General features: G+C 36.2%; 2 protein-coding genes. Both read left to right on the forward strand.

Annotated features, from left to right (window positions below; genetic code table 11):
- Positions 1-190 precede the first annotated feature (190 nt).
- Positions 191-511, forward strand: coding sequence for a type II toxin-antitoxin system RelE/ParE family toxin (locus tag FTV42_RS17360; RefSeq protein ID WP_000897307.1), 321 nt, complete (start codon positions 191-193; stop codon positions 509-511).
- Entirely contained in the window at positions 504-776 is a 273-nt protein-coding gene (gene nadS / locus FTV42_RS17365; RefSeq protein WP_000369781.1) for a NadS family protein, read from the forward strand. Before FTV42_RS17360 ends, nadS begins: the two co-directional genes overlap by 8 nt.
- The last annotated feature ends 253 nt before the right edge of the window (positions 777-1029 follow it).

Below are 1029 nucleotides of genomic sequence, written 5' to 3' on the forward strand. Positions count from 1 at the left end.
TGCACAGAAAACAGCAATTCAAAAACGAAATCTGAATCCTGTGCTTGACTTGGAAATGTCGGTATAGGACATTTCTATTTGGTTTTAAGGTAGGACATTTCTACTTAGGAATAACAGAGATCTACCAGCTCTCGTTTTTTGTTATGGAAACTGCTAAAATTCAAATACGCCATTGACGTATAAAGAGTCCATGTTATTTATTGAAACCAGCATCTTTACCAAGCAAATTAAAGACCTTGTATCTGATGAGGAATATCGTCAACTTCAGCAAGATCTTTTGGTACAGCCTGATAGAGGTGACCTAATCAAGAATGGCGGTGGTATTCGCAAAGTACGTTGTGCTCAAGGTAACAAAGGGAAAAGTGGTGGGATACGGGTGATTTATTATTGGGTCACCGAGGATGATCAGATCTTTTTCTTAGTGGCTTATCCAAAATCAGTAAAAGATAATTTAACAGATAAGGAAACCGCCATTCTGCACCAACTCGTGAAGGAGCAATTTCATGGATAACAACTTATTTGATGACTTGGTTGCTTCAATCAAAGAAGCTGGAGCTATCAAACGTAAAGAAGTTAAAGCAAGCCGAGTTACAGAACTCGAATTGCCTGATATTAAAGAAGTACGTGAAAAAACTGGCTTGAGCCAAAATGAATTTGCTGCACGTCTACATATTAGCCCCCGTACCCTGCAAAATTGGGAACAGGGACGACGCTATCCAACTGGACCAGCAGCTACATTGATTCGAATTTTAGATGCTCACCCAAGCCTTATTTGAAAAAATTACTTAAAAAATGGGAGCTTAAGGCTCCCATTTTTATTTCGTATAAGGTGTATTATGTTAATTTTAGAAAATCTTCACTACTATTATTTTAAAATAAGCCTTATATCCAAGCATAAAACAAGGTTGTCTAGACTTCTTTTAACAGTAAAGTTATCATAAAACTGAATTTTATTTTTTAGGTAAGTTTATGCATTCTATCCGCATTCGTTAAGACACAACTATTTGCATAGTGACACTATTTTATAAT

The organism is Acinetobacter sp. YH16052 (assembly GCF_013417155.1).
In the GTDB taxonomy this organism is placed as follows: domain Bacteria; phylum Pseudomonadota; class Gammaproteobacteria; order Pseudomonadales; family Moraxellaceae; genus Acinetobacter.